The sequence below is a fragment of the Mycobacterium sp. NGS63 genome, from assembly GCF_059812295.1.
In genome coordinates, this window is record NZ_JCALCJ010000001.1 from 170845 (window position 1) to 194215 (window position 23371).

Consider the following 23371-nt stretch of genomic DNA (forward strand, 5'->3'; position numbering starts at 1 on the left):
TGCAGTTCGAGTCACCGACTACTGATGGGCCTGCCGGTTATGGCATCGCCTCGGCCCAGTCGATATGCCCCTCGAGGCCAAACGTTTTCGCCATGTCGCGGTAGCGGTCGCGGTGTTCGCGGTAGTGGGCATCGTCGCCGTGCGCGCGGGCGAGCAGGGCCCGCAGCCGTGACAGCAAGACGTCGCGCCAAGCCAAGCCGTCGGTAACTGGCACGGTGGCCAACCGCTCGATCGCGGCCTCGGCTTCGGCCAGATCACCGTCGGTCCCGCGATCGAGCAGCGTCTCCACCAGCACACCCGTCGCCGGGATTCCCGCACACAGCAGCTGTCCTCGGCGGTCCAGGTGGTCGACGGCGGTGCGCATGAGCGGGATGGCGTCGTCGCGATCTCCGCGCCGGGCCGTCTCCCGTGCCAGGTAGAGCTCGACGAAGGACAGATCGCACCCCTGTTGTCCCTGGCGGCGGAACATCTCGGCGACCTCGGCCAGCACCGCCCGCCCGCGGTCGCGTTCGGCGGCGGTGTCGCGATGCACGAGCGCAAAACCCAGCGCCTCCCGGGCTTGGGCCAACACGAAATCGTGGCCGGAGCGCTCGGCGATCTGGATGGCTTCCTCGACCTCGCGCATCGCCAAATCGTCGGCCCTGACCACGCCGGTCGCTATCCCTCCGAAGTAGACGTAGGTAGCGACCTGGACGTAGGAGAGGGGATTGGTGCGCCGCGCCATGTCCAGGCCGCGCCGCAGGTCGTCGCGGCCACCGGGGCGACCCAGGCTATACCGGCCGAGTCCCCGCGTCGCGAACGCGAGCGCCAGCGGAGACCCGATGACGAAGTTGCCCTTGAGTGGGTCGCCGTCGGCCAGGTCGATGACGCGCTGCGACCATCGCAACCAGTCGGACAACTCGCCGGCTCGACCCTTGGCGAAGATGTGCGCGAAGGACAGCCCCACCGTCAGGGCCGGATCGCCGACCGACTCGATGAGGGCCACGGCCTCGGATGCCAGCTGCGACGCCTCGTCCGTGCGGTCCTGATACATCGCTTCCAGCACGAGCGCCGTCATCGCGATGGCCAGCGAGGCCTTGTCGTCGGCGACGGTGCACAGTTCGCGCAATTCCTCGAAGCGATCACCGGCGACCTGCAGATGGAGCCGGAACGCCGTCCCGCACAACATGGTCCGCGGGGCGATGCGCATCGCCGTCCGGTTGGGGTCGTCGGCGGGTAGCCCGTCGGCGATCTTTTGGGCGCGCTCCCAGCTCACTCGAGCCGCACCGATGTCGCGGTTGGTGGCCCAGGCCGCGGCGCGCATGTGCCAGGCGTAGGCGGCGGGCGGGTCGCCGGCGGCTTCCAGGTGTTGGGCGATCAAGGCGGCATTTTCCTCAGCCGCCGCCGGGTGACGTGATTCGATGGCGGCCGCGACGCGCCGGTGCAGCTCGGCGCGATCCGACCTGAGCTGCGATTCGTAGGCGACCGCGCGGATCAGCGGATGGTGGAACACGTATTCGGGATCGTCGCCGAACGCGACCCGATCGATCAACTCGCCGCCCATCAGGTCGTCTAGCTCGGGATCAATTCCCAGTGCGTGCAACAGGTCCCGGCTGAATCTCGAGCCGGTGACCGCCGCGGCACTCAAGGTGCGCTTGGCCGCCGGGGCCAGCCGGTCGATGCGCGCGGCAATGGTCGCTTGGACGGTGTCTGGCACGCGGACCTCGGCATCGCCGGCCGTCGAAACGTAGCCGCCGCGGTTTCCGCGCAGGACGCCACGCTCCGCCAGTTCCCGCACCATCTCCTCGGCGAAAAACGGGTTGCCGGCCGCCCGGTCGGCGATGGTGGTGGCCAACCCGGACACGGACGGATCCGGTCCGAGCAGCTGAAAGACCAATTCCGCGGTGTCCGAATCATCAAGCGGCGCAAGGTAAATAGCTTGAGCGCCGGTCATCCGAGCCAGTGCCCCAGCGTACTCCGGGCGGTAGGTGACGACCACCAGCGAGGGCGTCTGCGGGATGACGGTGAGGAAGTCGGCCAGCATCGACTCGCTGACCTCGTCGATCCAGTGGGCGTCCTCGATCACGAAGAGCGCCGGGCTTTTTCGGGCCAACGAGGCGGCGTTCACGAGCGCGGTCAGCCGTCGCCGGCGCGCGGCGGGATCGATCTTGGGCAGGCTCACGTCCGGATCGCGGATACCCAACAAGTCCTCGAACAGCAGCACGTCCTCGGGGTCGGCGTCGGCGGCCACAGCCCGCACCCGTTCGCGAGCCGCCGCCGGGTCCAGCCCGCCGATGCCGATGGTGGCGCGCAGCAGGCGGGCCGCCACCTGGAACGGGACGTCGCTGGCGTGCGATTCGCAGTAGGCCGTGAACACCTCCAACCCCCGTGCCGCGGCCAACCCGGCGGCCTCGCGCGCCAGTCGGCTCTTGCCGATCCCCGGGAAGCCCGCCACCGTGACGATCGCGCCGCGACCCCCGGCGGCGCGCTGCAGCGAGCCCGCGACCGCGGACAGCTCCGCACGCCTGCCCACCAGAGTCGACTCGGCATGCGCCTGGGCGCGGCGCCCGTCGCCCATGCCCAGCAGCCGACGGGCAGGCACGGGTTCTTCGGCGCCCTTGATCCGAACCAGCTCCAACTCGCCCAGGCTCGCGGTGCCCTCGACCAGTCGGGCCGTCGAGGCGCTGAGCATCACCCCGCCGGGCGGGGCCACCGACTCCATCCGCTGGGCCATGCCGACCTGCTCACCCACGGCGGCGTAGCCGAACTGGCCCGACCCGAGCCCGCCGGCGGTCACCTCACCGGAGTTCAGCCCGACCCGCAACAGCAGGTTGACACCGTCGCGCCGGCCGACCTCGACGGCCAGCCTTCGGGCCTCTTCCTGAATGCCCAACGCGGCCAGGCAGGCCCGAACCGCGTGATCTTCCAACGCGATCGGCGCGCCGAACACCGCCATGATCCCGTCGCCGGTGAACTGGGTGAACGTGCTGCCGTATCGCTGCACCACCGTCGCGCATCGGTCGGTGAGGCCGGCCATGATCTCGCGGAGCCGCTCCGCACCCACCGCCGCCGCGATGTCCATCCACCGGACGACGTCGGCGAACAACACCGTTACCTGCTTGTACTCGGCACCGGGGTGGCGCTGGGTGAGGCGTGCACCGCAGTGGTCACAGAATCGGGCGCCCTCGCGCAGCCCGGTGCCGCATGTTCGGCAAGCGGTCGCGGCAGTCATCCGGCCTCCACCGGTTCCGGCCCCCGGTTCATCAGCATAGGGCGCCAGACGGCCGCACGTGCAGTAGTCGGCCGGCCGAAATGCAGTGATCGGCCACTGAGGCCGCGCCGTCGCGCCACCAGACAATGAAATCGGAGGTGCACGCACATGTCGTATGTGATGACCGCGCCCGAGGCAATGACCGCGGCGGCAACGGATTTGGCGGCCATCGGCACGGACCTCGGTGCGGCCCACGCGGCGGCGGCGGATGCGACGACGCGGATCGTGGCGGCGGCCGGGGACGAGGTGTCGGAAGCCATTGCGGCGGTGTTCGCCGCCCACGGGGAAGCCTTTCGGGCGCTGGGCGCGCAGGCGTCGGCCTTTCACGGGCAGCTGGTGCACGCGTTGACCGCGGGCGGGGGAGCCTATGCGGGCGCGGAGGCGGCCAACCTGGCGGCGCTGACGTCCGATCCGGCGCAGGCCCTGACGACGCTCATCTTCGGATCGCCGGCGAATCCGCCCTTCCCGGCGACACAGCCGGGGACCTTCACCGGCACGTCCTCGCTGGCAACCAGGCTCGAGGTCGCCGCGCTCTCGCCGGTCAAGGACGCCCTGACCTTCTTCGGAATCTATGACCAATGGGGACTCCCGAGTTCCCCGTTTTTGGCGCTGCTTGCCAGCAACGCCCCGCCGCTGTCGCTACTCATCGGCAATAGCCCGCCGAAGTTCTTGCCGTTGCTGTTCGGGGAAACGGTCCAGCACAACACGTTTGACGGGATGAGCGTCGTGCAGATCACCCCGGCCCACCCGTCCGGCAACTATGTGGTCGCCATCCATGGTGGTGCGTTCATCCTGCCGCCCACCATCTTTCACTGGCTGGACTACTCGCTGATGGCCTACCAGACCGGCGCGACCATCGAGGTGCCGATCTACCCGCTGATGCAGCAAGGGGGCACCGCCGGCACGGTGGTCCCCGCCATCGCCGGCCTCATTTCCGCGGAGATCGCCGCGCAGGGCGCACCCCACGTCAGCGTGCTCGGCGACTCCGCGGGCGCCACGCTCGCGCTGGCCGCCGCCGAATTCCTGGTGGCCAACAACCAGGCGGTGCCGTCGTCGATGGTGCTGCTGTCTCCCTGGCTCGACCTGGGGCTGACCAACCCCAACATCCCGTTCGTCCACGACCCGTACCTGCCCCCGCTGGGGACCGGGGCGCAGCAGATCGGCAAGGTGTGGGCGGGCAACCTCCCCGAAAACAACTACGAGGTGAGCCCGCTTTTCGGCTCACTCAAGGGGATCCCGCCGACGACCGTCTACGCCGGCTCGCTGGATTCGGTGGCACCCGACGTGTTCGTGCTCCAGCAGGAGGCCGTCGCCCAGGGCGCCCCGCTCAGCTTCGTGCTCGCCAACGGCGGAATCCACGACTGGGTTTTCCTGACCGCGGACGGGTTCCGGTACTGGCCGCAGATCGACCAGGAACTCGGTATCTAAAGAGCCGTTCGCGCCTTGGGAATCAGGGCGGCGAGTTCGTCTCGGCTGGCGGTACCGGTCTTGGCCATGGCCCGATAGATGTGGCTTTCGACGGTGCGGACGGAAAGCGTCAACCGCTCGGCGACGGCGCGGTTGGACAGACCCGCACCGATGAGCATCACGATCTCTCGTTCGCGGTCGGTGAACGGTAGGGGTTCGCCGACCTGGCGGAGCGCGGGAGTCGATGCGACGCCGCACTGTTCGGCCAGCGCGTGTGCGCGTGTCACGCATCCCCACGCCGATCCCCGCATGCCCTGGCAGCGATAGGCGACGGCCGCGTGCGCGGCCGCGTCGACGGCGGCCACGAGGTCACCCATTCGTTCGAAATCTTCTGATATCACCGCCAATTCGGCGGCGTCGCCGTCGGCCAGTGCGGCCGACAACCGCGCGGCGACGCCGACGCGGGGCCCCTCGACGATCGCCTCGAGCTCACGCAATCGCGCCAAGCCCGAACGGTCACCGAACTGGGCGGCCGTCTGCAGACACAGCACTTCCGCCGCGAATTGCCCCTTGCCCGCGGCCCTCTCGGCGGCCGCCCGCGCGACGGCGATCGCCTCGCTGACGGCGCCCTGGCCCGCGGCGACCCACGCGCGGGCCAGGCTCCGTTCGTAGTCCAACGACCGGAACGGACGACGTAGCCCGTCGAGCTCGGCCAGCGTGGCGGCCGCCTCCACCGGCGCACCACACATCGCCAGCGCGGTCACGCGCGGCACGTGATAGCGATAACCCCAGCCCAAAGCGTGTGTGGCGGATAGCCCTATCGCCGCCTGTTCGAGCAACGCACCCGCGGAACGCAGGTGTCCGGCACCGAGGGCGGCCCGTCCGGCTATGGCGGCGCCCAGTAATTGGGCCGCCCCCGGCAGGTCGGCCGCCTGACTGCGCACCCGCTCGGCCATGTCCAGGGCGTCCGGGATCCGGCCGGCCAGCACCAGGGCGCCGACATGTGAGTCGGCGATGTTGAACCGCATGTGCGGGGCGTCGAAAGACCTTGCTGCCGCGGCGTATCCGGTCTCCGCATGGGCTACGGCTTCGGTTTCTCGCCCGGCGTCGGCGCAGATGGTCGTCAGGACCCAGGCGATTTCGGCGCCAACGACGGCGGGCAGATCATCCAACGCGAGGCTGTTCGAAGCCCGCAGCGCCGCTTCCGGCTCGTCGATCGCGAACCAATACACCGTGAGGAAGGCGTCGATATAGCTATGGGACTCCGGTGGTGTGGTGCGCGCCGCCTCGTCAATGATGTTTTTCGCCCGCGCGGGATCGCCGAGCGCCCATAGGGTGTTGCTGGCCCGCAGGAACGCCAGGCGGGCACGTTCGCCGTCACTCAACTCGTCGACGCGGATCCCGGCCAGCACCGCTTCGGCGTCGGCGCCCAGGCCCAGCCACGAAAGTGCATGTGCACGAACAAAATTCGGTTCCGGACCCGCCCCTGCGCGGACCGCCGCCTCGGCGAGCCGATCGGCGAGGGGCAGGTCCGCCAGCCAGACGGCGCCGTGCGCCGCGCGCACGAGCAGGGCGGCGTCGGGCGTCAGGTCGGAGTCGAGGCTCAGCGCGGCGCGGCGCACCACGGCCTGGATGTCGTCGCGGTCGTCGGCCGCGGCGAGTTCGGCGGCGACCAACCCGCGCAACCGTCGTAGCCGGGTCGGCGCCGAGCGCCTGCGGCGCACCTCGCCGTAGAGCGGATGCGCCAACCGCACCTCCACGTCACCACCCGCCGGCTCGAGCGCGATGAGCCCGCGGGTGTCGGCCTCTTCGACCGCCGCCGGGTCGGCGATGCGCCGCAGGCAGGCCAAGCTGATGGGCTCGCCCACGGCCACCGCGTCGACCAAATCGCTGACCGGCGTGGGCAGATCGCCGATGCGGGACTCGATCAGCTCCACGAGCCCTGGCGGCATGACGGGATCGCCGAGCCACCGCCAGTATCCGTCTCGCAGCGCGACCCGACCGTCGGCGACCTCCTGTTCGACGATGTTGCGCAGATACAACACGTTGCCGCGAGTCAGCTTCCACAGCCGTTGTGCGGCGCCAGGATCCACCGGGCCACCCAATGCGGCCGCAAGCAGCGCGGCGGTTGCGTCGGGCGACAGCGGTTGCAGGTCGAGCCGGTCGAACTGTCCGGCCGCGCAAATTTCCTGCACGGCGGCGACGATCGGCTCGCCCTCGCGGGCGGTGAGAACCACTTTCGCCGCCCCTCGTTGCACGATCTGGTGCACGACGAACAGCGATAGATCGTCGAGCAGAGACACGTCGTCGACGCACAGCACCGCCGTGGCGCCCGACGGCGCGGCCGTCAGCGCGTCGATCATGCCGCGCAGCAAGTGAACGGTGTCGGTGACACCCGACGGGGCCCGCGCCGCGAAGGCGCCGAGGGGGATGGACCGCGCCGACGATGTCCCGGCAGCCCACCGGCATTCGCATCCGCGCGACTCGGCTGCGGACAGCGCCTCCCGGGCGAGCCGGGTCTTGCCCACGCCCGCCGCCCCGCAGAGCAGGATCCCGGCGGCGTCCGGGGCCGAGATGACGGCCTCGATCGCTTGCGTCTCCTGCGTGCGGCCGGTCAACGGCCAGGACAAGCGCACGCCCAAAGCGTAAGGCTCAGCCCAGGCGCACCGAGGTGATAGTGACCGGGTTGGCGGGATTGCCCCGGCTGCGGTGGCCGGCCACGCCCACCTTGGCGATCTTGTCCAGAATCTGCAGGCCCGCCTCGTCGACGGTGCCGAACACCGTCGAGGTGGGCTCGGTCTCGGTGTCCCGGAACACCATGAAGAACTGGCTCTCGTTGGTGTTGGGGCCGGAGGTCGCCATCGCGACCGTCCCGCGCGGATAGATCACCGTCTCCTTGAGCGCGGGATCGTCGGGCTTGTATTGGTTGGTGGGGTATTCGTCGGCGTATTCGTAACCCGGGCCGCCGGAGCCCGCGCTGTCGGGGCCGCCGCACAACAGCGTGCCGCCTTCGGGCTCGTCGATAATTCGCCCGCATTCGGTGTTGTCGAAGAATTGCTGGCGCGCCAGGCTCTCGAAACTGTTGACGGTGCAGGGGGATTCGTTGTTGGCCAGCTGGATGCCGATGTCACCGAAGTTGGTGGCGATGGTGGCGTGGATCTGCGCCGGCTGGGTGGACACCCGTCCCGACGGCGGCGGGTTGACGGGCTTGACGGAAGCGTCCGGCGCCGGCGGGTATTGGCAGTTGGCGCCGACGTCGGGCGGCGGCGCGAACGCCGGCAACGGCGGCACGCTCGCGACGGGCCCCGTCGACCCGGGGACCGAACCCGGCCGCGCCGCCCCCCGGGCGCGCGTCGGCGAGCTCGACGCCGCGCTGTCGGTGTGGCCGTGGCTCTGGGTCACCAGCGAGATGACCAGCGCGACCACCGCGGCGAGCGCGACGAGCGACCCGGCCACGATCCCCACCGCCAGGCGCCGGTTGAACGTCTTCGCCGGCGGCGCCGGGCGCGCGGGCGCCGCCGTCGGCGGGGGGACGGACGCCGGGTCGCGGGGATCCGACAGCGCCGCGCGCGCGGCCTCGGCGAGTTCCATCGCCGTCTGGTAGCGCGCGTTGACGTCCTTGGCCATTCCCTTGGCGATCACCGCGTCGAAGGCCGGCGGGACTCCGGGGGCGATGATCGACGCCCGCGGCGGGGGCGTGTTCACGTGCGCGTTCAGCTGCTCCTCGAGGCTGTCGCCGGGGTAGGGGCGGCCGCCGGTGAGGCACTCGTAGAGCACGCAGGCCAGCGAGTACACGTCGGCGCGGTGGTCCGTCGAGCCGCGGAAGCGCTCGGGCGCCAGGTACGCCACGGTGCCCATCGTGGCGCCGGTGCCGGTGAGCTGGGTGTCGGTCTGCGCGCGGGCGAGGCCGAAGTCGATCAGGTAGACGAAGTCCCGGGCCTTGGTGACCAAGATGTTCTTCGGCTTGATGTCGCGGTGGATCAGGCCCACCCCGTGCGCGGTATCCAGCGCCGCCGCAACCTGTTCGATCACCGCGACGGTGCGCGCGGGGCTCAGCCGGCCGCCGTTCTCGGCGATGTACTCCGACAGGTCGCGGCCCTCGATCAGCCGCATGTCGACGTAGAGCCGGCCGTCGATCTCGCCGTAGCCGTGGATGGGCACCACGTGCGGGTCGTTGAGGCTGGCCGCGATGCGCGCCTCGCGCCGGAAGCGGTGCTGGAAGTCCTGATCCTCGGCCAGATGCGGCGGGAGCACTTTGAGGGCCACTACCCGATCGGTGGTGGGGTCGTAGGCGCGGTACACGCGTCCCATGCCGCCGCGGCCCAGCAACCCCTGAATTTGGTAATGACCGAATGTCTCCGGGTCAATACTCACCCCACGAACCCTAAACGGTCGATGGCGCGAGTCTGGCCATTCTCGCCAACCGCGACCTGTGTTGTGTCGCTTGGGGTTAGTCGAGCAGCACCGACTTGATGGTGACCTCGGTGGCCGGTGGCCCGTCTTCGCCGCCGCCGGCGACGCCGGCCTTGGCGATCTTGTCCAGGGTGGCCAGCCCGTCGGGCTGAATGGTGCCGAAGACGGTGTATTGCGGCGGCAGCTGGGAGTCCTTGTAGACCATGAAGAACTGGCTGCCGTTGGTGCCCGGCCCGGCATTCGCCATCGCCAGCGTGCCGCGCGGGTAGAGCACCGGCTCCTGCGCCTTGGGGTCGTTCGGCGGGTACTGGTTGGTGGGGTACTCGTTGGCGAATTGGTAGCCAGGGCCGCCGGTGCCGTCGCCCTTGGGGTCGCCGCACTGCAGCACGCCGAGCGACGGCGAGGTGGTCAGCCGATGGCATTTGGTGCCGTCGAAGTATTTCTGGCCGATCAGGCTCGCGAAACTGTTGACCGTGCACGGTGATTCGTTGTTGGCGAGCATCAGCCCGACGTTGCCCTGGCTGGTCACCATGCTCGCGCTCACCTGCGCCGGGTCGGTCGGGATCTTGCCGGTGCGCGGCGCCTTGACCGGCTTGGCGGCCGGTTCCTGCGGCGTCGCCGGGTATTGGCAGTTGGCGCCCAGGTCGGCCGACGGCTTGAACGCCGGCAGCGGCGGGACGGGCGGCGTCGGGCCGGCGGGCGTGGTGGATTGCGGCGAGCTGCTCGCCGCGGTGCTGCTGGGTTTCGCGGTGTTGCTCTTGTGCTCGTGCTCGTTGGTGACGATCGCGATCACCACCGCGGCGATCACGGCCACCGCCACGATCGAACCGGCGGCGATCACCGTGATCCGGCGCCTCTTGGCCTGCTTCGCGCGGCGCTCCAGCTGCCGTTCGAGTTTGCGCTTGGCGTTGGCGCGTCGCTGTTCGTTGGTCGGCACGGCCGGTTGCCTCCATGCTGGTCGTCGGGCCAGGGGGGTAGCCAGCCCAGGCTAATGTGGGCGCCGTGACCGGTGTCAACCGGGTTGCGTGGGAAACTGGGAAGCGTGTTGATCACCGGATTTCCCGCCGGCATGTTGGCGTGCAACTGCTACGTGCTGGCCGAGCGGCCCGGAACGGACGCCGTCATCGTCGATCCCGGCCAGCGTGCGATGGGCCCGCTGCGGCGGATCCTCGACGAGAACCGGCTGACCCCGGCCGCGGTGCTGCTGACCCACGGGCACATCGACCACATGTGGTCGGCCCAGAAGGTCTCCGACACCTACGGCTGCCCCACCTACATCCATCCCGAGGACCGGTTCATGCTGACCGACCCCATCTACGGCCTCGGTCCGCGGCTGGCGCAGATGGTCGCCGGCGCCTTTTGGCGCGAGCCCAAGCAGGTGGTCGAGCTGGATCGCGACGGCGACAAGCTCGACCTGGGCAGCGTGACCGTCAACGTCGACCACACGCCCGGCCACACGCGGGGGTCGGTGGTGTTCCGGGTCGCGTCGGACAAGGATGTCGTCTTCACGGGCGACACCCTGTTCGAGCGCTCGGTGGGCCGCACGGACCTGTTCGGCGGCAGCGGCCGCGACCTGCTGACGTCGATCCTCGACAAGCTGTGGGTGCTCGACGACGACACTGTCGTGCTGCCCGGGCACGGCCCGTCGACCACCATCGGCGCGGAGCGGCGGTTCAACCCGTTCCTCGAGGGCCTGGGCTAGTGGCGGAGTTTGCTGCCCCTAAGGGGGTGCCGGACTACGTCCCGCCCGATTCGGCGCAGTTCGTCGCGGTGCGCGACGGGCTGCTGCGCGCCGCGCACCGGGCCGGCTACGGCGACATCGAGCTGCCGATCTTCGAGGACACCGCGCTGTTCGCCCGCGGCGTGGGCGAATCCACCGACGTGGTGTCCAAGGAGATGTACACGTTCGCCGACCGCGGCGACCGTTCGGTGACGCTGCGGCCCGAGGGCACGGCCGGGGTGGTGCGCGCGGTGATCGAACACGGCCTCGACCGTGGCGCGCTGCCGGTGAAACTGTGTTACGCGGGGCCGTTTTTCCGCTACGAACGCCCGCAGGCCGGACGGTATCGCCAGCTGCAGCAGGTGGGGGTGGAGGCGATCGGCGTCGACGATCCGGCGCTGGACGCCGAGGTGATCGCCGTCGCCGACGCCGGCTTCCGCGCGCTGGGCCTCGACGGGTTCCGGCTGGAGATCACCTCGCTGGGCGACGACACCTGCCGCCCGGCGTATCGGGAACTGTTGCAGGAGTTCCTGTTTGGGCTCGACCTCGACGAGGAGACGCGGCGACGCGCCGAGATCAACCCGCTGCGCGTGCTGGACGACAAACGCCCCGCCGTGCGCGCGATGACGGCCGACGCGCCGGTGCTGCTCGATCACCTGTCCGATGCCGCCAAGCAGCACTTCGACACGGTGCTGGCGCACCTCGACGCGCTCGGCGTTCCGTACGTCATCAACCCGCGCATGGTGCGCGGGCTGGACTACTACACCAAGACCACCTTCGAGTTCGTGCACGACGGGCTGGGCGCGCAGTCGGGGATCGGCGGCGGCGGCCGCTACGACGGCCTGATGCGCGAGCTCGGCGGACAAGACCTGTCCGGCATCGGGTTTGGGCTCGGGGTGGACCGTACTCTGCTGGCGCTGCGCGCCGAGGGCAAGAGCGTGGGGGAGGCCGCGCGCTGCGACGTGTACGGGGTGCCGCTGAGCGAGGCCGCCAAGCTGCGGCTGGCGGTGCTCGCGGCGCGGCTGCGCGCCGCCGGTGTGCGCGTCGACCTCGCCTACGGCGACCGCGGGCTCAAGGGCGCGATGCGCGCGGCCGACCGCTCCGGCGCCCGCATCGCGCTGGTGGCCGGCGACCGTGACCTCGAGGCCGGGACGGTCGGCGTGAAGGATCTCGCGTCGGGGGAGCAGGATTCGGTGCCGGCGGACTCCGTCGTCGCCGACGTGCTGGGGCGGCTCGGCGGCTGAGCCCGGGCGCGCGTCGTCGCGCATGGGTTGCGACGGTTTGTATGAAAAACGCGATGAGGTTCGTCGCGGCCGCGTTGGCCGCACATACGGCCAGCTACTTCGACCTGAAAAAGTCGCGGCGTGGCGACGGGTCTGCAGGTCGAAGTAGCTAGGGGTCGTCTTCGTCGTCGTGTTGGTCGTCGCGTACGAAGCGTTCGGGATGATGGTACGAATTCGTCCTGGGCTGTCCGTGATCCAGGTGTGCTGGTGGGATCCATTCGGTTTCGCCTCGGGCGTCGAGGCGGGTGGTCCAGCCCTCTTCGGCCAGGCGGTTGTCGGGGCCGCAGGCCAGGGTGAGGTCGTCGATGTCGGTGCGGTGGGTGGTCTGCCAGCCTTTGAGGTGGTGGACCTGGCTGTGGTAGGCCGGGGCGGTACAGCCCGGCTTGGTGCAGCCGCGATCGCGGGCATACAACACGATTCGCTGGGCCGGGGAGGCCAGGCGTCTGGTGTGATACAGCGCCAACGGCTTGCCGTCGTGGAAAATCGCCAGGTAATGGTGAGCATGGGAGGCCATGCGGATCACGTCGGCCATCGGCAGCAGGCTACCGCCGGCGGTCAGGGCCTTGCCGGCGGCCGCCTCCAGATCTTGCAACGAGGCGATGGCGACAATCCCTACCGGTAGCCCGTTGTGCGATCCCAGCTTTCCGCAGGCGAACAGGGCGCGCAGCGCGGCAAGGAAGGCGTCGTGGTTGCGCTGGGCGGTGCTGCGGGTGTCGCGGCGCACCGCCTCGTCGTCGGGGGTGTCGTCGACGACGGGGGTGTCGTCGTCGGGGTTGCAGGCGCCGGGGGCGGCCAGCTTGGCCAACAGCGCCTCGATGGCCGCGCGCAGCTCGGGGGTGACCAGCCCGCTGATGCGTGACATGCCGTCGAATTCCTGCTTGCCGAAGACGATGCCGCGGCGGCGGGCGCGCTCGCGGTCGTTGAAGTCGCCGTCGGGGTGGATCCAGTCCATGATTCGCTTGGCGTATTGGGCGACCTCGTCGGGGCGGTAGTGGGTGGCTTTGGTTGCCAGGTCTTTGTCGGCGGCGGCGCGGGTGGCGGCGTCGACCTGCTCGGGCAGGTGGGCGAAAAAGTCGCGGATGATCTTGATGTGCCCGTCGCCGATCAGCCCGTCGCGGTGGGCGGCCGCGGTCGCGGCAAGCTGCGGCGCCAATGGCTGTCCGGTCAGGGCGCGGCGCGCGCCGAGATCCTCGGCCTCTCCGATGCGCCGCGACGCCTCCGCCGGCGTGATCCGCAACCGGTCGGCCAGCGCGGTGCGCAGGCTGCCACCCAGTTCGGCGGGGCCGGCCTGGGCGTCGAGCTCGTTGATCAGCGTGTGTTGGGGGGAGCGCAGCCGCCGCGCGGATCGCTCCAGGCGCTGCAACACCCGCAACCGCTCCGGAGTCGTCAAAGCGTCATACGACAGCGCGCCCACCCGGTCCAGGTCGGCATCGAGCGCGTCGAAGGCCTCGACGATCTGTTCACGACTGCTGCAACCCATGCCCCCGACACTACGAAGCACCACCGACAAGAAACCCCCGAATGTGACTACAGAAACCAAAGTGACACAAGGGATTTCGACGAACCGGTAGCTGGCCGTTAGACGCAGAAGCCCGGGCTCCGGTTCCATCGCATCGTCACTATTTCGATGGTGGCGACCCGATCCTAAGCGGACCTGGGTCGTCGGTGCGCGGGTTGCGGGCGCGTACCGCGTGTCACAAAGCCCATAGCGGTGCCACATTCCATGCATGAGTGCCACGCGCACGCTCGGCAAGCAGGGCCGGCTCGTCATACCCGCTGACATACGCGAGGCGCTTGGGCGTTCGCCGGGCGATCAGCTCCACGTTCGCCGTGACGGACCGCGGATCGTCCTGGAAAGGTCCTCGGACGCGATCGACGGAATCCGCGCGCTCGGCCGGGGGAAGGCGCCGAATCGTTCCCTTGTGGACGAGCTCATCGCGGAGCGCCGCGCCGAACCTCGCCGAGGTCATCGGCAAGTTGGTCGACGCGCAGATTGACGCGTCGAGCATCCGCCAACTTGTGGTCGCCGCCGGTGTCGCCATCGAGCCATTGACCGCCGATGACGCGGAGCTTGCGGGCGCCCTGCGCTCCATTACGGGCGGCCCGCAGCTCTCCCTCGGCGACCGGTGCTGCCTTGCGTTGGCTATCCGCACCACGCCCCCGATCGTGCTGACCGCCGATCGCGCCTGGGCGAACCTCGACCTGCCGATCGAGGTTCGGCTCATTCGCTAGGGCCCCGCCGCGACCCGTCGCTATGCTGCACCTACGCATACCGGGCTCAGCTAGGAGTCACCGCATGACGGTTTTCGTCAGCTACTCCAGTCGTGACAAGGACGCGGTCAAAGGCCTCACGCAGGATCTGCAGGACGCCGACGAACAGGTGTGGCTGGACCAGCGCCTCGCCGGGGGCGAAGCCTGGTGGCGCGCGATTCTCGAACAGATCCGCGGCTGCGACGTGTTCATCCTCGCGCTGTCGCAGAACTCCATCGAATCCAAACCGTGCCAAGCCGAACTGCAGTACGCGCGGGCCCTCGGGTTGCCGATCCTTCCTGTGCAAGTCGGCCCGGTCGACAGCATGTCGCTCAACCCCGTGGCCACGGTGCAGGCCATCGACTATCGCCACCAGACACCCAACACCGGCATGCGGCTCATCGCCGCGCTGAATCGGGAACGCTCACGGCGCCAGCCGCTGCCCGCACCGCTGCCGCCCGAACCGCCGGTGCCGTTCGAATACCTGATCCGGCTCTACACCACGATCTCCAGCCCCGACTACCTCACCCCGCGGGATCAGGCCGCCCTCATCGCCCAGCTGCAGGTGGGGCTCGGCGAAGACGGCGAGCACGAGGCCGCGCGCAACGACATCGTGATGCTGTTGACCAAGCTGCACGACCGCGAAGACGCCACCCACCGCACCCGCACCGATGTGGAAGCCATCCTCGCCTCGCTCGCCACCGAGTCGCCTATACAACCCCCCGCCGCGCGACCCGCGGCCAAATCCCCGATCCTCGATCCCGTCCCCCCGCCCCCGGCGCCCCGGCCGCGTGCCCCGCGTGACGCGCGCGTAGCCCCCGACCCGAAGCCCCCGCCGCCGCGCCCGGCTCCGACGCAGGCGACACCGCCCATGCCGCAGGCCCCACCGGGACGCCGCGTCGGCGCCGTGATCCTCGACCTGATCCCGCTCGCGATCCTGTGGGTTATCGGGTACGGCCTCGCGGTCGCCACCGCGCGGCAGTCGTGTGGCACCACGGTCTGGGAATCGCCCGCCATCACCTGGCACTGGTGTCGCAAGGACGTGTCGTCGAACGGGGCCACCGCGATATATGCCGTGGCCTTCATCGCGTTGGTGTACATCGCCTGGAATTGGATCTACCGGCCGGCCAGAGGAAAACCCCGCGTCGGCCAGTCACTGCTGAAGGTGCAGGCCGCCGAAGCCGCGCGTCGCCCGTCCGCCGCCCAGATCGTCGCCGTCGTGGTGCTCGTCGTGGCGGTGCCGCTGGTGGCGTTCGGGACCAAGGGCCTGGCGCACACCACCGTCTTCCAGAACCGCACGACGTGCGACGGTCCCGGGGCCGACGAACCCCGTTACGCCGGATGCCGACGGTAGCTTGACTTCGCATCGAACTGTTGTTCGAATAGGGTATGCGCTGGGCCAACCAGGCCGTCACCGTCGACGACGGGGCGCTGCCGGGACTGCAGCGGATCGGGCTCGTCCGCAGCGTGCGCGCGCCGCAATTCGAGGGCATCACGTTTCACGAGGTGCTGTGCAAGTCGGCGCTCAACAAGGTGCCCAATGCTGCGGCGCTGCCGTTTCGCTACACCGTCAACGGCTACCGCGGCTGCTCGCACGCCTGCCGCTACTGTTTCGCGCGGCCCACCCACGAATACCTGGACTTCGATCCCGGCGCCGACTTCGACACCCAGGTGGTGGTCAAGACCAACGTCGCCGACGTCCTCAAGCGCGAACTGCACCGGCCGTCGTGGCAGCGGGAGACGGTCGCGCTGGGCACCAACACCGATCCCTACCAGCGCGCCGAGGGGCGCTACGCGCTGATGCCGGGCATCATCGGCGCGCTCGCCGGGTCCGGCACGCCGCTGTCCATCCTGACCAAGGGCACGCTGCTGCGCCGCGACCTGCCGCTGATCGCCGATGCGGCCCAACACGTTTCGGTCTCGGTCGCGGTGTCGCTGGCGGTCGGCGACCCGGACCTGCACCGCGACGTCGAACCCGGCACGCCGACGCCGCAGGCGCGCCTGGGGCTGATCTCCGCGATCCGCGACGCCGGCCTGGGCTGCCACGTGATGGTCGCCCCGGTCCTCCCGCACCTCACCGACTCGACCGAGCACCTCGACGGGTTGCTCGGCGAGATCGCGGCCGCCGGGGCCACGGGTGTGACGGTCTTCGGGCTGCACCTGCGCGGCACGACCCGCGGCTGGTTCATGGCCTGGCTGGCCCGCTCGCACCCCGAGCTGGTCGGCAAATACCGCGAGCTGTACCGCCGCGGCGCGTACCTGCCGCCGGCCTACCGCGAAGCGCTGCGCGAACGCGCCGCGCCGCTGATCGCCAAGTATCGGCTCGGTGGCGACCACCGCCCCGTGCAACGCGCACCCGCGGCGGCGCCCGAACCGCTTCAGCCGACGCTGTTTTGACTCAACCGGCCCGCGGCTTGGTCAGCGTGAACTGGTCCACCGCGGTGACGTCGCCGAACGGCCCGCGCACCGCGTAGTGCGTGGCCTTGATCGAGGTGTTGCCGCCCGGCGGTCCGGGATCGACGTCGAAAGACACAAACCCGTAAGGGTTGTCGCGGTCGCGAAACGCCGACCACGGCGCGTCCTCCACCACGTAGATCGGCGCCTTGCGGCCGATCCCGGGATCGAAGGCCCCGACGCGCATCAGCACCCGGCTGCGCGGCTCGGGGAAGAAGAACCCGTTGCTGGGCGCCGACGTGCCGCCGCCGCCGATCACCAGGTGCACCGTGCCGCGCGTGGCGTCGATGAGGTCGGCGCGGGTGTCCACGGGGATCGGCGTGCGGGTGTCGGTGCCCAGCGTTCCGCGCAGCGGATGCGACCGCTCGTAGTGGTGCTCGTGCCCGCACACCACCAGGTCCACCCGATACTGGTCGAACAGCGGCAGCCATTCCTCGCGGATGCCCAGGTCGGCGCCGTTGGACCTGTCTGCGGTGGAGATCGCCGTCTGGTGCATGCATACGACGACCCAATCCACGTCGGGATCCCGCCGCGCGTCCGCCAATTCGGCCGCGAGCCAACGCTTTTGCTCGCCGCCGGAGTAGCCGTGCACGTAGGAGTTGCCGCCGTCCTGGTAGGCCACGTCGTCGTTGGCCAGGCTGATCACCCGCACCGAACCGGCGGTGAACGCGTACCACAGCCCGCGGGTCTGCGGGCTCGACCCCGAGTCGGGCAGCGCGAAATATGCCTGATAGGCGGCGTAACCGATTGGCCCGTTGCCCAATTCGTTCTCGTGGTTGCCCGCGGCCGGCATCCACGGCCGGTAGCGCGCCGAGCGGGTGTTGTTCTCGAACCAGTTCGACCAGGTGCGGATCCGGTCGTGCGCCAGGTTGGCGTAGCACAGGTCGCCGTTCACCAGGTTGAACAGCGGCCCGAGGCGCTCGATGGCCAGCGTGGTGTCGGCGGCCGCGGGCGACCCGATGTTGTCGGTCGCGTACCTGCCGTCGGGCAGCTTGGCCAGCGCCGGGGTGGACTGGTCCCCGAAGCTGGTGAACCGCAAAGGCTTTCGTCCCGACGGGGCGGTCCGTATGGTGCCCTGGGCGGGTTCGGCGCCGTCGTGCAGCGCGGCGTAGACGTAGTCGGTGTCCGCGGTCAGCCCCGTCAGCCGCGCGTGGTTGACGCGAACCTCGGTGCCCGACTTGGCGTCTCGGTAGGTGCGGGTTTCGGCCGCGACGGTGCGCCCGAACCCGGACGCCGGGGTGCCCAGCATGACGCGCGGGTTGCGCACGGCCTCGGTCGTGTGCCACGACACCACCACCTCGGTGGCGGCGTCGCGGCCGAACTGCAGGTGCAAGCCGGTCACCGGCGGCGCGCCGGTGCGATCCGGCCGCGACCAGACGGCAGGCCCCGGCCGATGCGTCCACAGCAGCACCGACCCGCCCCCGAGGGCGGCCGAGGCCGCGCTCGCCGTCAGCAGCCTGCGGCGGGTGATGCCCGGGTCGTCGTTCACGCGGCCCAAGGTAACGAATCCGGTAGCGTTTTCGATATGACGAACGTGCGAAAAGTGACCAGCAAGGTTGCCGTGGCAACGTTTGCGGCGGCCGCAGCGGTGGCAGCCGTGCCCGGGACCTCATCCGCAGATCCGGCCGGCCACCAGGTGACGTACACGGTGACGAGCCCGAACAACCTGACCGCCACGGTCAACTACGTGAGTTCGGATCCGCCCAGCCAGGCCGCCTACAACGCCGACCCGTCGAAGTTCATGACAAGTGTGCAGGCGCCGCTCAGCGGGGGAGCGCCGGTCACCTACACCGCCACCCTGGCGAACCCGACCCAGTGGGCGAGCATCACCGCCAGCGGCATGCTGCACTGGCCGGATTCGGGCAACGGCCCCGCGCAGTTCCACTGCGAGATCGCCGTGGACGGCCAGGTGGTGGCGCAGCAGGACGCGACCACCACCGTCACCTGCGGGGCCCGGCACTGAGCGGTTAGCCGTTGGCGACCACGACGACCTCGGCCGGCTTGGCGCCGACGGCGCGGATCTTGTGGCTGACCGACGCGTCGAAGTAGGCGCTGTCGCCGGCGCCGAGCGCGATCGTCTGGTCGCCGTACTCCAGCTCGACCCGCCCGGCGTGCACGAAGACGAACTCCTGGCCGGCATGCTCGGGGTGGGGATCGTCGGCCGGGTCGCCCGTCGGGCGAACCACGAACGGCGACATGGACTTTCCCAGCAGCGACGACGCCAGCGCCCGGTAGCGTTCGCCGCCTCCGTCGGCCCGGTCCACGGTGATCTTTTCCGCGGCCGCCTCGTCGGAGAACAGCCGCCCGACGTCGACGTCGAGCGCGCGCGCGACCCGCAGGGCCACCGCGATCGACGGCGTGCTCCGGCGGCGCTCGATCTTCGACAGGTAGCTCTTGGTCAGGCCCGTCTGGGCGGCGAGTTGCTCGAGGGTCAGGCCGCGTTGCCGGCGGACCGCCCGCAGTAGTGCCGTCACCTGACACCCTCCCATGACACAAGGTTTCCTGGCTGCTACCATTGTGTCATATGGCCACCTCGTTCAGCGATGCGAAATCCGACCTGATGCGCCGGGCGGCCGAGCAGCTGACCGCCAACCTCGCGGATTCGCAGCTGAGCATCCGGCAGAAGCTCGCGCTGACCTGCCGCGCGTTGTTCGACGCGGGGCACGACTCCGGTCTGGCCGGCCAGATCACCGCGCGCGCCGAGGCCGACGGCACCTACTACACCCAGCGGCTCGGCCTGGGGTTCGACGAGATCACCGACGCCAACCTGCTGCTGGTCGACGAGGACCTCAACGTCCTCGACGGGGACGGAATCCCCAACCCCGCCAACCGCTTTCACAGCTGGATCTATCGCGCGCGGCCCGACGTGCAATGCATCGTGCACACGCACGCCTTCCACGTGGCGGCGCTGTCGATGCTCGAGGTCCCGCTGATCGTCTCCCACATGGACACCACGCCGCTGTACGGCGACTGCGCGTTCCTTGCCGAGTGGCCCGGCGTGCCGGTGGGCAACGAGGAGGGCGAGATCATCTCCGCCGCGCTCGGCGACAAGAAGGCGGTCCTGCTGGCCCACCACGGCCACGTGATCGCCGGCGCCAGCGTCGAGGAGGCCTGCTCGCTGGGCATCCTGATCGAGCGCGCCGCCAAGCTGCAGCTGGCCGCGATGGCCGCCGGCACCGTCAAGCAGCTGCCCGAGCAGCTGGCCCGCGAGGCCCACGACTGGACGCTGTCGCCGCAGCGCAGCCGCGCGAACTTCGCCTACTATGCCCGCCGGGCGCTGGCCCGCCACCCCGACGTCCTGACCAGCTAGAAGGAGCCCCTTGAGCGACATCCACGGCATCATCGCCTATCCGATCACCCCGTTCTCGGCCGACGGTATCGACACCGAGCGCCTGGCCGCGCTGGTCGAGCGGCTCGTCGCCGACGGGGCGCATGCGATCGCCCCGCTGGGCAGCACCGGCGAACTGGCCTACCTGGAGGAGCCGGAGTTCGACGCGGTCGTCGACGCCACGATCGGCGCGGTCGCCGGGCGGGTGCCGGTGGTGGTCGGGGTCTCGGATGTGACCACCGCCAAGACGATTCGGCGCGCGACCTACGCGCAAAAGGCCGGGGCCGACGCGCTGATGATCCTGCCGGTGTCTTACTGGAAGCTCACCGAGCGCGAGATCGCCCAGCACTACCGCAGCGTCAGCGACGCCGTTTCGATCCCGATCATGGCCTACAACAACCCGGCCACCAGCGGCGTCGACATGCGCCCCGAGCTGCTGGTCGAGATGTTCGAGACCATCGACAACGTCACCATGGTCAAGGAGTCCACCGGCGACCTGTCCCGGATGCGGCGCATCGCCGAGTTGTCGGGCGGGCGGCTGCCGTTCTACAACGGCAGCAACCCGCTGGTGCTCGACGCGCTGAAGGCCGGCGCGTCCGGATGGTGCACGGCCGCACCGAATTTGCGGCCGCGGCCGTGCATCGACCTGTACGAGGCGGTGCGCGCGGACGACCTGGGCAAGGCCCAGGCCCTCTATGACGACCTCAAGCCGCTGCTGCAGTTCATCGTCGCGGGCGGCCTGGCCACCACCGTGAAGGCCGGGCTGGACCTGCTGGGCTTCCCGGTCGGCGACCCGCGCCCGCCGCTGCTGCCGCTCGACGAGCAGGGCCGCGCCGAGCTGAAAGCGCTGCTGGGCTGAGTGTGAATCCTTGGCTTCGCGTGTGAATCCTGGGCGGAAAAATCGCCGGATTCCCGCCGCTGGAGCACACTCGAAGCCCTCAGTTCACACTGGATCGCGGCGCGAGGCTAAAGGTTCGTCGCCGAGAAGGTGTCGCACTTGTTGGGGTCGCCGGTCTGGTAGCCGGTGGTGAACCATTTCTGCCGCTGCGCCGACGAACCGTGCGTCCACGACTCGGGGTTGACCCGCCCGGTCGCCTCCTTCTGGATGCGGTCGTCGCCCACCGACGCCGCGGCCGACAGGGCGTCGGCAATGTCCTTGTCGCTCAACGGTTGCAGGTAGGGCACGCCGGTGCTCTCCTGCTTGACCGTCGACGCGTAGTGCGCCCAGATGCCGGCGTAGCAGTCGGCCTGCAGCTCGGTGCGCACGCCGTTGCCGCCGGCGCCCTGCGCGCCCTGCTGGGAGCGGCCCAGCACGCCCTGCAGGTCCTGCACGTGGTGGCCGTACTCGTGGGCCACCACGTACTCCTGCGCGAACGGCCCACCGCTGGAACCGAATCGGTCGACCAGCTCCCTGAAGAAGTCGGTGTCGAAGTACGCCGTCTGGTCCACCGGGCAATAGAACGGCCCCACCGAGGTGGTGGCGGGCCCGCAGCCGGTGTTGACCGAACGGGTGAACAGCCGCACCTGCGGGCGCGTGTAGCTCGGCATCAGCTGATGCCAGACCGCGTCCACGGAATTGCCCGTGGCGACGACGCGGCATTGCACGTACTTGTTGGCGTCGGCCCCGGTCTTGCACTGGCTCAAATCGAAACCGGGCGCGGAGTAGCCGCCGGTGTTCGTCTGCTGGGAGTTCACCACCCGGCCCGGGTCGACGCCGAAGAACAGCGCGCCGATGAGGATCAGCAGGCCGAGTCCGCCGCCCCCGAAGGCCATCCCCATGCCGCCGCCACCACCGGACGATGACGCGGTGCTGGTGTCGATCTGCATGCCCTCGTTGAAGGTCATCGCACGCTCCTAACGTTGCTGGGTTGCCGAGAACCGGGCGTCGGTGTAGTCGCGGAGGTTGCGCAGAAAGCGGCGCAGGCCCAGGTCCAGCAGCGGCCCGACCAGCGGCATCGCCCACCGCGACGGTCCGGCCGGATGCTGCGCCATGGTCCACGTCAGCCGGCAGCCGCCCGGGATGACCTCGACCCGGTAGTCCTCGGCGAACGCCGCGACGGTCTGCGTCGAGCATTCGTTGAACCGGAATGCCATGTGGCTGAACGGTTCCCAGGCGAGGAACTCCTCGTTGCCGACGATCCCGCCGCGCATCTCGACGGTGCGCGTGGTGCCGACGCCGAACGGCTCGGGGCTGGTCCAGGTGACCTTGGTGATCACGCCGGCCCAGCGCGGCCAGGACTCGGCGTCGGAGAGCACCTCGAACAGCTGCTCGGGGGTGATCGCCAGGTCGACGCTGTTGCGGAACACGTGTGGCGCGCTGTCGAAAAAGCTCAGGTCGACGCGCTCGCAGGGGAACATGGCTCTAACTTAGCCGGGCCCGTCGCTGGTGGCGGCCAGCAGCGGCACCAGGATGTCGCTGATCGGCGTCGGCAGGCCGTGGGCGCGGGCCTTGCGCACGACCACGCCGTTGCGGATGTCCCACTCCTGGCGGCGGCCGTTTTCCCGGTCGGCCAGCATCGAGGTGCCCATGTCCTCGGGCGCGCCGCGGAACAGGCGGACCATCTCGTCGACCGTGTCGTCGCCCAGCCGCGCGCCCTCGGCCCGCGCGACGGCCAGGCACTCGGCCATATAGCGCCGCGACAGCGCGGCGACGTCGTCGCGGCGGAACATCCCGGAGCGCCGCCCCGTCAGCACCATGAGCCCGGCCAGCGCGTTGACGAGCAGCTTGCGCCAGGCCGCCGTGATGAAGTCGGGGTCGCAGTCCACGTGGCAGCCCGCGGCGCGCAGCAGCGTCGCCACGCGTTCGGCCGACGGCCCCGACGGCAGCACCAGCCGGGCCTCGGTGCGCAACCGCACCCAGCCCTGCGGATCCGTTTCGGCGCTGTACCACACGATGCCGGGAACGACGGGCGACGACGGGCAGAGCGGCTGGACCTGCTCGACCTGCTCGACGCCGTTTTGCAAGACGACGACCACGGTGTGTTCGGCGCACAGCCGGGTCAGCCAGCCGGCCGCGTCGTCGTTCTGGGTGGCCTTGACCGCCAGCACCACGAAGTCGACCGGGCCGCGCACGCGGGCGGGGTCGGTGTGCACGGGGCCGGGCACGACGATCGGATCGCCGCCGTCGGGCCGCAGCTCGATGCCGGGTCGGGGAGTGCGGCCGCACAACAGCACCGGATGGCCGGCCTTGTGCAGCAACGCGGCGACCGTCGTGCCGACGGCGCCCGGACCGACGAGTGCAATGGTGGCAATAGGACAGAAGTTAC

Annotated in this window: 20 protein-coding genes; 10 read left to right on the top strand and 10 right to left on the bottom strand. The window is 70.1% G+C overall.

Features of this window, described 5'->3' with window-relative positions; translation table 11 throughout:
* Positions 1 to 37: 37 nt before the first annotated feature.
* On the bottom strand, positions 38 to 3211 hold the full coding sequence (locus tag AC5Y4Z_RS00915; RefSeq protein WP_499960348.1) for an ATP-binding protein: 3174 nt from the start codon (positions 3209 to 3211) through the stop codon (positions 38 to 40).
* A gap of 147 nt (positions 3212 to 3358) precedes the next feature.
* On the opposite strand from AC5Y4Z_RS00915, the gene lipY reads away from it, so the two are divergent.
* Positions 3359 to 4678: a triacylglycerol lipase LipY gene (gene lipY, locus AC5Y4Z_RS00920; protein WP_499960349.1), complete on the top strand. Its 1320-nt coding sequence runs from the start codon at positions 3359 to 3361 to the stop codon at positions 4676 to 4678.
* Here lipY and AC5Y4Z_RS00925 read toward each other — a convergent pair.
* From AC5Y4Z_RS00925 to AC5Y4Z_RS00935, 3 genes are all read right to left on the bottom strand, one after another.
* Complete coding sequence (locus AC5Y4Z_RS00925) at positions 4675 to 7293, bottom strand: helix-turn-helix transcriptional regulator (RefSeq protein WP_499960350.1); 2619 nt, start codon at positions 7291 to 7293, stop codon at positions 4675 to 4677. The genes lipY and AC5Y4Z_RS00925 overlap by 4 nt on opposite strands.
* Positions 7294 to 7309: 16 nt before the next feature.
* Positions 7310 to 9031 carry a protein kinase domain-containing protein gene (locus AC5Y4Z_RS00930; RefSeq protein WP_499960351.1) on the bottom strand — a complete coding sequence of 574 codons (1722 nt, stop codon included), beginning with the start codon at positions 9029 to 9031 and terminating at the stop codon, positions 7310 to 7312.
* Positions 9032 to 9107: 76 nt separating this feature from the next.
* Positions 9108 to 10007 (bottom strand): peptidylprolyl isomerase, encoded by a 900-nt coding sequence (locus AC5Y4Z_RS00935; RefSeq protein ID WP_499960352.1) that lies wholly within the window; start codon positions 10005 to 10007, stop codon positions 9108 to 9110.
* Between the two features lie 105 nt (positions 10008 to 10112).
* Here AC5Y4Z_RS00935 and AC5Y4Z_RS00940 point away from each other — a divergent pair, with 105 nt between their 5' ends.
* Together AC5Y4Z_RS00940 and hisS are read left to right on the top strand one after the other, a co-directional pair.
* The gene (locus AC5Y4Z_RS00940; protein WP_499960353.1) at positions 10113 to 10772 is read left to right on the top strand and encodes an MBL fold metallo-hydrolase; all 660 of its coding nucleotides are present in this window, start codon (positions 10113 to 10115) and stop codon (positions 10770 to 10772) included.
* Positions 10772 to 12034, top strand: coding sequence for a histidine--tRNA ligase (gene hisS, locus AC5Y4Z_RS00945; protein WP_499960354.1), 1263 nt, complete (start codon positions 10772 to 10774; stop codon positions 12032 to 12034). The genes AC5Y4Z_RS00940 and hisS overlap by 1 nt, the downstream gene beginning before the upstream one ends.
* 148 nt (positions 12035 to 12182) lie before the next feature.
* Here hisS and AC5Y4Z_RS00950 read toward each other — a convergent pair whose 3' ends face one another.
* Positions 12183 to 13553, bottom strand: coding sequence for an HNH endonuclease signature motif containing protein (locus tag AC5Y4Z_RS00950; RefSeq protein ID WP_499960355.1), 1371 nt, complete (start codon positions 13551 to 13553; stop codon positions 12183 to 12185).
* A 247-nt stretch (positions 13554 to 13800) separates the two neighbouring features.
* On the opposite strand from AC5Y4Z_RS00950, the gene AC5Y4Z_RS00955 reads away from it, so the two are divergent.
* From AC5Y4Z_RS00955 to AC5Y4Z_RS00970, 4 genes are all read left to right on the top strand, one after another.
* Positions 13801 to 14070: an AbrB/MazE/SpoVT family DNA-binding domain-containing protein gene (locus tag AC5Y4Z_RS00955; RefSeq protein ID WP_499960356.1), complete on the top strand. Its 270-nt coding sequence runs from the start codon at positions 13801 to 13803 to the stop codon at positions 14068 to 14070.
* Entirely contained in the window at positions 13994 to 14305 is a 312-nt protein-coding gene (locus tag AC5Y4Z_RS00960) for a PIN domain-containing protein (protein WP_499960357.1), read from the top strand. The genes AC5Y4Z_RS00955 and AC5Y4Z_RS00960 overlap by 77 nt, the downstream gene beginning before the upstream one ends.
* A gap of 64 nt (positions 14306 to 14369) precedes the next feature.
* Positions 14370 to 15677, top strand: coding sequence for a toll/interleukin-1 receptor domain-containing protein (locus tag AC5Y4Z_RS00965; protein WP_499960358.1), 1308 nt, complete (start codon positions 14370 to 14372; stop codon positions 15675 to 15677).
* A gap of 35 nt (positions 15678 to 15712) precedes the next feature.
* On the top strand, positions 15713 to 16720 hold the full coding sequence (locus tag AC5Y4Z_RS00970) for an Rv2578c family radical SAM protein (protein ID WP_499960359.1): 1008 nt from the start codon (positions 15713 to 15715) through the stop codon (positions 16718 to 16720).
* Position 16721: 1 nt separating this feature from the next.
* Here the strand turns inward: AC5Y4Z_RS00970 and AC5Y4Z_RS00975 are convergent, their stop codons facing one another.
* A complete protein-coding gene (locus AC5Y4Z_RS00975) occupies positions 16722 to 18266 on the bottom strand; it encodes a purple acid phosphatase family protein (protein WP_499960360.1) in 1545 nt (514 codons plus the stop codon).
* Positions 18267 to 18302: 36 nt separating this feature from the next.
* Here AC5Y4Z_RS00975 and AC5Y4Z_RS00980 point away from each other — a divergent pair, with 36 nt between their 5' ends.
* The gene (locus AC5Y4Z_RS00980; RefSeq protein WP_499960361.1) at positions 18303 to 18740 is read left to right on the top strand and encodes an Rv2576c family protein; all 438 of its coding nucleotides are present in this window, start codon (positions 18303 to 18305) and stop codon (positions 18738 to 18740) included.
* A 4-nt stretch (positions 18741 to 18744) separates the two neighbouring features.
* Here the strand turns inward: AC5Y4Z_RS00980 and AC5Y4Z_RS00985 are convergent, their stop codons facing one another.
* A complete protein-coding gene (locus tag AC5Y4Z_RS00985) occupies positions 18745 to 19251 on the bottom strand; it encodes a helix-turn-helix domain-containing protein (protein ID WP_499960362.1) in 507 nt (168 codons plus the stop codon).
* A 50-nt stretch (positions 19252 to 19301) separates the two neighbouring features.
* On the opposite strand from AC5Y4Z_RS00985, the gene AC5Y4Z_RS00990 reads away from it, so the two are divergent.
* Both AC5Y4Z_RS00990 and AC5Y4Z_RS00995 read left to right on the top strand, forming a co-directional pair.
* A complete protein-coding gene (locus AC5Y4Z_RS00990; RefSeq protein ID WP_499960363.1) occupies positions 19302 to 20087 on the top strand; it encodes an aldolase in 786 nt (261 codons plus the stop codon).
* Positions 20088 to 20097: 10 nt separating this feature from the next.
* Positions 20098 to 20964: a dihydrodipicolinate synthase family protein gene (locus AC5Y4Z_RS00995; protein ID WP_499960364.1), complete on the top strand. Its 867-nt coding sequence runs from the start codon at positions 20098 to 20100 to the stop codon at positions 20962 to 20964.
* 107 nt (positions 20965 to 21071) lie between these two features.
* Here AC5Y4Z_RS00995 and ypfJ read toward each other — a convergent pair whose 3' ends face one another.
* The 3 genes from ypfJ to AC5Y4Z_RS01010 are packed head-to-tail and all read right to left on the bottom strand — an operon-like array spanning position 21072 to position 23357.
* Positions 21072 to 21950, bottom strand: coding sequence for a KPN_02809 family neutral zinc metallopeptidase (gene ypfJ / locus AC5Y4Z_RS01000; RefSeq protein ID WP_499960365.1), 879 nt, complete (start codon positions 21948 to 21950; stop codon positions 21072 to 21074).
* 9 nt (positions 21951 to 21959) lie between these two features.
* A complete protein-coding gene (locus AC5Y4Z_RS01005) occupies positions 21960 to 22463 on the bottom strand; it encodes an SRPBCC family protein (protein WP_499960366.1) in 504 nt (167 codons plus the stop codon).
* Positions 22464 to 22472: 9 nt separating this feature from the next.
* Complete coding sequence (locus AC5Y4Z_RS01010) at positions 22473 to 23357, bottom strand: oxidoreductase (protein ID WP_499960907.1); 885 nt, start codon at positions 23355 to 23357, stop codon at positions 22473 to 22475.
* Positions 23358 to 23371: the final 14 nt, after the last annotated feature.

Coding starts and splice junctions, on each gene's coding strand:
- AC5Y4Z_RS00965 (WP_499960358.1), top strand. CDS start 14,370: ATGACGGTTTTCGTCAGCTACTCCAGTCGTGACAAGGACGCGGTCAAA.
- ypfJ (WP_499960365.1), bottom strand. CDS start 21,950: ATGACCTTCAACGAGGGCATGCAGATCGACACCAGCACCGCGTCATCG.
- AC5Y4Z_RS00980 (WP_499960361.1), top strand. CDS start 18,303: ATGACGAACGTGCGAAAAGTGACCAGCAAGGTTGCCGTGGCAACGTTT.
- AC5Y4Z_RS00955 (WP_499960356.1), top strand. CDS start 13,801: ATGAGTGCCACGCGCACGCTCGGCAAGCAGGGCCGGCTCGTCATACCC.
- lipY (WP_499960349.1), top strand. CDS start 3,359: ATGTCGTATGTGATGACCGCGCCCGAGGCAATGACCGCGGCGGCAACG.
- AC5Y4Z_RS00970 (WP_499960359.1), top strand. CDS start 15,713: ATGCGCTGGGCCAACCAGGCCGTCACCGTCGACGACGGGGCGCTGCCG.
- AC5Y4Z_RS00915 (WP_499960348.1), bottom strand. CDS start 3,211: ATGACTGCCGCGACCGCTTGCCGAACATGCGGCACCGGGCTGCGCGAG.
- AC5Y4Z_RS00950 (WP_499960355.1), bottom strand. CDS start 13,553: ATGGGTTGCAGCAGTCGTGAACAGATCGTCGAGGCCTTCGACGCGCTC.
- AC5Y4Z_RS00990 (WP_499960363.1), top strand. CDS start 19,302: ATGGCCACCTCGTTCAGCGATGCGAAATCCGACCTGATGCGCCGGGCG.
- AC5Y4Z_RS01005 (WP_499960366.1), bottom strand. CDS start 22,463: ATGTTCCCCTGCGAGCGCGTCGACCTGAGCTTTTTCGACAGCGCGCCA.